The organism is Moorena sp. SIO4E2, from assembly GCF_010671945.1.
Taxonomy (GTDB): Bacteria; Cyanobacteriota; Cyanobacteriia; order Cyanobacteriales; family Coleofasciculaceae; genus Moorena; species Moorena producens.
In genome coordinates this window covers 1-6,439 of record NZ_JAAHIE010000081.1, presented here as the reverse complement: position 1 = coordinate 6,439, position 6,439 = coordinate 1, and the positions used below count along the sequence as shown (strand labels likewise).

The following is a 6,439-nucleotide window of genomic DNA, read 5'->3' as shown; positions in this document are numbered from 1 at the left end:
CCTTTAAATCTGGGGTCATGGTAACAGCAGTTCCTTGCCAGTTACCACTCAGATTTCTCTCAGGTAAGAGATTGATTTCCTTTGACCAATATTTACTGGGAAAACCGGCTGCATCTTCACGGATACTCACTGTCCGCATCAAACTGCCATTACTATCATAAAGAATGGCAACACTATGTCTTATATCTTCATGTTTTAAGAACAATTCAGCCGGTTGAAACACCGAACCAGGTTCTAACTGTTTAGCTGACCATGTAGCTGCACCTTGTTCAAAGAAAAATGATCTCATTGACGGAAATGCTGGGTGAACAATTCCATCAGGTAACACCTTATCCTGTTTATTGGAGTGCCATTTTTTTTCTTCTATCCTACCGTCAGCGTATATATAACGATTAGTGTGATAAATTTCTGTTTGTTCTGGATTGCTGCGGAAGCTTCTCAGACTTTGAAATGATTCTATTATCTCTCCTTCAGGAGAATACCTTGTCCAAATACCATGCCAGTCACGCAAATGGTTGGCCGTGAAATTTTTCCAGTTTTGTTCTTTTAAATCCATTTTTTATCCCTCCACTAAAGTCCAAAAATAGCCATCAGGTGCAATAAATGAGAAACTTTTATCACCAAATTCGTTCTCAGATACCTGTGTTACCTCAGTTGCTGCACTACTACTAATGCGCTGGTGGTATAAATCTATCTCCTGTACTCTAATAGTGTACAAAGAAACGCCTAAGCAACCTGGACGGGAGTGGCTATGCTTGTTGGGCAGATCTGACCCTTCAATCCGCATAATGTGCAAGCGCCCAGAACGCACCTGGGATAAATCCGTAGCTGAGGCACCAGGCGGTATGAAGTCAGTCGTGAACAGATGCTCTCCATTTTCTGGACCCTTTAGTTCGAGGATATGACGGGACGCTTCACCGTATTGGCTTTCGATACTATTTACCCCACAAACCAAACCCAGTACCTGTTCGTAAAAGTCCAACTGCTCCTTACCACCTGTTACCACCATTCCTAGGTGAACGAACTCTGAGGCTTTGAAATGGGACTCTGGGTTAACAACCCCAGACAAGGGCATGGTGTAATCATGGCGTTCAAAAATGACTTGCCGTGTCAGAGGCTGGATGAGAACCATTTCATGTACACAAGGATTAGCTTGCACAAAAGGCTGAAATGGATCGGGACGATAAATCAAATTTCTCTGGGGTGGAACATAGTATACAGGTAAGCCAGCAGCGATCGCATCTTCGGCATGATTGGCAATATTAAACACATCCAAAGACAGCATCGCTCCCCAACGGCTACCCACCGCTTTTAAAGGAGTCAGTCCCAATCCTTCGTTAACTGGTTTCTCCCACACCATTAAGCGGAGCAAACCCCTGTCTTTAAGTTGATTGTGTAGTCGATGCGATCGCAAACTGGAATTGACACCATATAACTGATTAGCTTGGGTTGCACTGAGAGTACCAGATTGTCCTACACTAAAGCCAAACTGTTGCCAATATTCGATCAGAGCTGCTTCATCCTCTGCTGTTGCACCGATGGCGAGTTCGTATAAACCACTAATGGATGGAGCGTCTTCTTCTGCTGTTGGTAATGATTCATTAGCCATGTTACTTTGAGGGTTTTCCATCTTTTTCTAGGTTATGTCATCAAAGTCAAAGGGCGAAAAGTGAGAAAATTTCTCCCCCTTGTTATAGTGGCGGATTCCGCTAATAATTGGCCAGGCTAAACCCATGGAATTTTCTTTGACAAATTATCTTTTGTATGTATCTTAGCTCAAAGGGGGTTCGCGAAGCGGCTCTTTTGGAGCATCGCATCTACCATCAGCTTACCTTCAGTCCCACCCAAAGAATCCGTTGCGCACTCCACACTGTTAATGCGATTCGGGCAAAGCCCGACGCTGCGCGAACGCATCTACAAGCTTACTCAAGGATCCCACTGACAGAAATCCGTTGCGCAGTCCACTCTGTTTCACTAAAATTCTCCAAGACCGATAATGTCTGCTCGTCAGCCGTCAGCGGTCAGCATATTTTATTCAAAAGCACCTCAACTAGCCTCGCCTACGGCCAATGGCTGATAGCTGATCGCACCTCAAGTAGCGTGCCCGTAGCCCATAGGCTGATAGCTGAACGCGCACGCGTGCGCGTAGCGCATATGCTGACATAACCTCTTTTATTCTACTAGGCGCGCTTACCGAAAAGCTGAATAAGTGAAGGTTTTACAGGATTTTGCTACTATTTACTCCATTTTAAGCGCTACTCTAGTATGCCGAGCCAAAAACTGTCATTACTCTCAACAACGTTTTCCGGAGTTTTACTATTAGTTACTCCATTTCAACCTTTACTCTAGTATGCAGATCCAAAAACCGTCCTTGCTCTCAACTTACCAGACAATATGCTTTGTATCATCAAAATTAAATTGATTAACATTATTGCACTTAAAGGTTGAGTAAAATGCAAGAACGATTTGGTAACCAAACCCATAGTACAGGTTGGATAATTCAGTCTTGGGCGTCTTTTGTTATTTCTGTTTTTGCCATGACTATTGGCATTGCGAATTTGCCAGCAGATAACTGGATCAAAGGCTATTTAGGTATCGGTTTACTTTTCTCTGTTGGCTCTAGCATCAACATCGCGAAAACTACAAGAGATATCCATGAATCCAAAAAATTAACTTCGAAAGTTGAAGAAGCTAGAGTTGAAAAACTACTAACTGACCACAACTCTCTGCATTAATATCAAGTGCATAAGCTATCAGCTATCAGCTATCAGTTATTACCTATAAGCTATCAGTCATTAATCGTAGGGTGGGCAGTGCCTACCAACGTGGTTTGCAAGCTTCATTATCTGTCTGCTGCACTGCCCACCCTACATGAACCTATCAGTAGGGTGGGCAGTGCCTACTATCAGTCATTAATCGTAGGGTGGGCAGTGCCTACCAACGTGGTTTGCAAGCTTCATTATCTGTCTGCTGCACTGCCCACCCTACATGAACCTATCAGTAGGGTGGGCAGTGCCTACCAACGTGGTTTGCAAGCTTCATTATCTGTCTGCTGCACTGCCCACCCTACATGAACCTATCAGCTATCAGCTATCAGCTATCAGCTATCAGCTATCAGTTATCGGCTATTGGCCGTAGGCTAAGCTACACCGAACAGCTTTTGAATAAAATAAGCTGACCACTGATGGCTGACCACTGATGGCTGACCACTGATGGCTGACCGCTGACCGCTAACCGCTGACCACTGACCACTGACCACTGACCACTGACCGCTGACCGCTTAAGCGATTACCTTAAAATCAGAAATCGTCTCAATCCATACCCGTGCTCCACACTTTAGGGGATCATCTGGGCGATACATGACCCGACAAGGGCCATTGACTTCGACAGTATGACCGTAAGTATTGTTAGAGCCTCGTTTTACCGTAATCACTGGATTGCGTTCGCCGCTGTTGTGATTTTGGCGAATCACTTTCTGATTAACGTGGATGACGGCCTTCGTGTAATTTGTACGCTTTGACCAATTCCGCTTCGGTCCGCGAGTACCAGGGGTAACCACGGGCATGCCATCAAATAAAGGAATCACCCAAGTTCTACCGACTTTATAAGCTCCTTTAACTCTGCCCTTGCTCAACAGGAAACGGACGCGAGTGGCAGAGATACCTAGTAATTCAGCAGCTTGTGCGGTAGAAATCATCATGGCGGTAAAACCATTGCTTTAACGATATTGTTATCTTAACACGATGTTTTAGAAGATGCAAGGGAGTGGAGAGGGTGCAAAGGGTTGTAAGCGTGGAAGGTCAGAAAAACTATTGCATTGTTATAACGGGTGATATGGGCTATGTAGTTGATGTGGGAGGTTAGAAAAAACTATTGCAGCGATGCAATTAACTTTGATCCGGTGGGTGGAATGGGCAGCAGGGGTGTAAAATGTATTAAGTGTTTACAATGTATTAAGGGTGGAATAGGTATCAGGGGTGGAATGGGCATCTTGCCCGTTTCATTTCCGGGCGGGCTGTCCCAAGAATGGCTACGAGGCGGTCAGAGCGGATCCTTGGGTGGTGCGTTACGGGGCGACTTCAGGGGCGAAGAGGTTGAACATGAGGACAAGCCCGCCCCTAACACACCCTACGCAACTGCCCGATTCCCGATTCCCGATTCCCGATTCCCGATTCCCTACTCCCTGTTCCCTGTTCCCTGTTCCCTGTTCCCTCAACAAAAAAATTCGGTCAAGTTTTGGTTAATTCCAATGCTTGACCGAATTATTTTTTGTAATAGTCAACAACCCTAGAGTCCTTGACTATGTGTTCACCAAATCAACAACATACAAACTTAGGTCTTAGACTTCAGACTTCGTAATTTATCCTGAGTTTTGACCTGTAGCCAGGGATGCAAATCCCTGGCAAGTTGCTATCTTAATCTACCGACAGATGTCGAATCAAAATACTGATCACCTCACCAGGATTTCCGGTAGGTTGAGGAGTGCTCCACTCATGAACTTGGGCGTAGCCACGGCTATAAAGATTATAGATTGTGACCCGCACGGTTTTGGGAGAACCGATCAATATATGTTTGATTTGCTCCCGTCCTGGCTGGGGTTGGCCAAATAATTCAGGGAGATTAGGATTGTTGGGATTATACTCAAAATTTGGGAGAAAGTTTTCGATGTCCATAATGTTTTTTTGTGTTGTATTGGCGACATTTTTATGGTAATAAATAATTATTTATTTTGTCAAGTATTTTTCATTTTTTTTTATAAAGGGGGTATAAATATCAAATTTTTGATTAGTTTTTTTTTTGTTTTTTTGGGTTAATTAAAAATAGCGATCGCATTAAAATTGAGACCGTAATCATGCGATCGCTTAGCGGCTGATATCATCGCCTTTTTTTAGGGATTATGAATTAGGGATTATGAATTAGAGTAATGGTGTTAGATTGGGGGAGTCCTTTCCCGTAGTGCCTCCTACATACCATCGCTTTCCATAGCATTTCTTTACCAAGGGGTAAAGTCGGAAAATCGATCTAGAAAGTCCCCCTTATTAAGGGGGATAATGGGGGATCTAAACCCGGAAGCAGATCCGAAAAGCTCGATCCTCCCAGCCCGCTGTGATCATTGGGTAAAGTCGGAAAATCGATCTAGAAAGTCCCCCTTATTAAGGGGGATAATGGGGGATCTAAACCCATGCAAAAAACCACAAAATCGATTAGTTTTAAATGTGCGATCGCCAACAAAGACAATTCCATCTTCCTGATAATTACAAGTTAGTAAGCAGAGCTAGAGAATTAAGGAAAACTATGACACCAGCCGAGAAAAAGCTGTGGTCTTGCTATTTGAAAAATTTTCAGTTTAGAGTCTTGCGACAAAGACCAATAGCGAATTTTATTGTTGACTTTTATTGTGCTGATTTAAAATTAGTTATTGAAGTTGATGGGGATTCTCATTATACAGAATCTGGCCAAGCTTATGACGAAGAAAGAACTCACATTCTTGAAGGTTATGGATTAAAAGTAATTCGATTTACCAATGATGAAGTATTGCATAATTTTGAAGCAGTGTGCGATCGGATCAGCAGTGAGCTTCCCCCTAGCACAACCTAGAGCTGTTTCAAAATTCAATAAGTTGCGGCTCTTTGGTGAGTATCAAATTTTTTTAGGGATTAGGATAATAGAGTTAGATTGGGGGAGTGGAATCGCGCTTTTTATACCATTTTCTAGTGCGATCCCCCCCAGCCCCCCTTAATAAGGGGGGAGTCCGGAAATCGATCTAGTTTGTGCCCCTTATTAAGGCAGACCAAGGGGGGAGTAAGCTCTTTCTCTCCCATTTCCTAACTCGATCCCCCCCTGCCCCCCTTAATAAGGGGGGAGTCCGGAAATCGATCTAGTTTGTGCCCCTTATTAAGGCAGACCAAGGGCGGAGTAAACTCTTTCTCTCCCATTTCCTCACTCGATCCCCCCCTGCCCCCCTTATTAAGGGGGGAGTCCGGAAATCGATCTAGTTTCTCTCCCTTCCGCCCAAATAACTAAGGGCGGAGTAAACTCAAAGAGTTCCCTTTCCTAACTCGATCCCCCCCTGCCCCCCTTATTAAGGGGGGAGTCCGGAAATCGATCTAGTTTCTCTCCCTTCCGCCCAAATAACTAAGGGCGGAGTAAACTCAAAGAGTTCCCTTTCCTAACTCGATCCCCCCCTGCCCCCCTTATTAAGGGGGGAGTCCGGAAATCGATCTAGTTTGTGCCCCTTATTAAGGCAGACCAAGGGCGGAGTAAACTCTTTCTCTCCCATTTCCTAACTCGATCCCCCCCTGCCCCCCTTAATAAGGGGGGAGTCCGGAAATCGATCTAGTTTCTCTCCCTTCCGCCCAAATAACTAAGGGCGGAGTAAACTCAAAGAGTTCCCTTTCCTAACTCGATCCCCCCCTGCCCCCCTTATTAAGGGGGGAGT

8 protein-coding genes are annotated in these 6,439 nt (G+C 44.6%); 4 read left to right on the top strand and 4 right to left on the bottom strand.

Annotated features, from left to right (window positions below; genetic code table 11):
- On the bottom strand, positions 1-556 hold a 556-nt coding region (locus F6K37_RS11790; protein WP_287250316.1), incomplete at its 3' end, for a DUF3598 family protein.
- 3 nt (positions 557-559) lie between these two features.
- Entirely contained in the window at positions 560-1,630 is a 1,071-nt protein-coding gene (locus F6K37_RS11785; RefSeq protein ID WP_008188175.1) for a VOC family protein, read from the bottom strand.
- An 823-nt stretch (positions 1,631-2,453) separates the two neighbouring features.
- Here F6K37_RS11785 and F6K37_RS11780 point away from each other — a divergent pair.
- Together F6K37_RS11780 and F6K37_RS11775 are read left to right on the top strand one after the other, a co-directional pair.
- Positions 2,454-2,735, top strand: a complete 282-nt coding sequence (locus F6K37_RS11780; protein WP_008188176.1) for a YiaA/YiaB family inner membrane protein — start codon at positions 2,454-2,456, stop codon at positions 2,733-2,735.
- A 277-nt stretch (positions 2,736-3,012) separates the two neighbouring features.
- The gene (locus tag F6K37_RS11775) at positions 3,013-3,138 is read left to right on the top strand and encodes a hypothetical protein (RefSeq protein WP_287250312.1); all 126 of its coding nucleotides are present in this window, start codon (positions 3,013-3,015) and stop codon (positions 3,136-3,138) included.
- Between the two features lie 142 nt (positions 3,139-3,280).
- On the opposite strand, the gene F6K37_RS11770 is transcribed toward F6K37_RS11775, so the two are convergent.
- Positions 3,281-3,700: a helix-turn-helix domain-containing protein gene (locus tag F6K37_RS11770; RefSeq protein ID WP_008188178.1), complete on the bottom strand. Its 420-nt coding sequence runs from the start codon at positions 3,698-3,700 to the stop codon at positions 3,281-3,283.
- Between the two features lie 277 nt (positions 3,701-3,977).
- Between F6K37_RS11770 and F6K37_RS11765 the strand changes: the two genes are divergently transcribed.
- A complete protein-coding gene (locus F6K37_RS11765; RefSeq protein WP_287250309.1) occupies positions 3,978-4,244 on the top strand; it encodes a hypothetical protein in 267 nt (88 codons plus the stop codon).
- Between the two features lie 171 nt (positions 4,245-4,415).
- On the opposite strand, the gene F6K37_RS11760 is transcribed toward F6K37_RS11765, so the two are convergent.
- Complete coding sequence (locus tag F6K37_RS11760; protein WP_071106252.1) at positions 4,416-4,673, bottom strand: hypothetical protein; 258 nt, start codon at positions 4,671-4,673, stop codon at positions 4,416-4,418.
- A 541-nt stretch (positions 4,674-5,214) separates the two neighbouring features.
- Between F6K37_RS11760 and F6K37_RS11755 the strand changes: the two genes are divergently transcribed.
- A complete protein-coding gene (locus F6K37_RS11755; RefSeq protein ID WP_071106251.1) occupies positions 5,215-5,598 on the top strand; it encodes an endonuclease domain-containing protein in 384 nt (127 codons plus the stop codon).
- Positions 5,599-6,439: the final 841 nt, after the last annotated feature.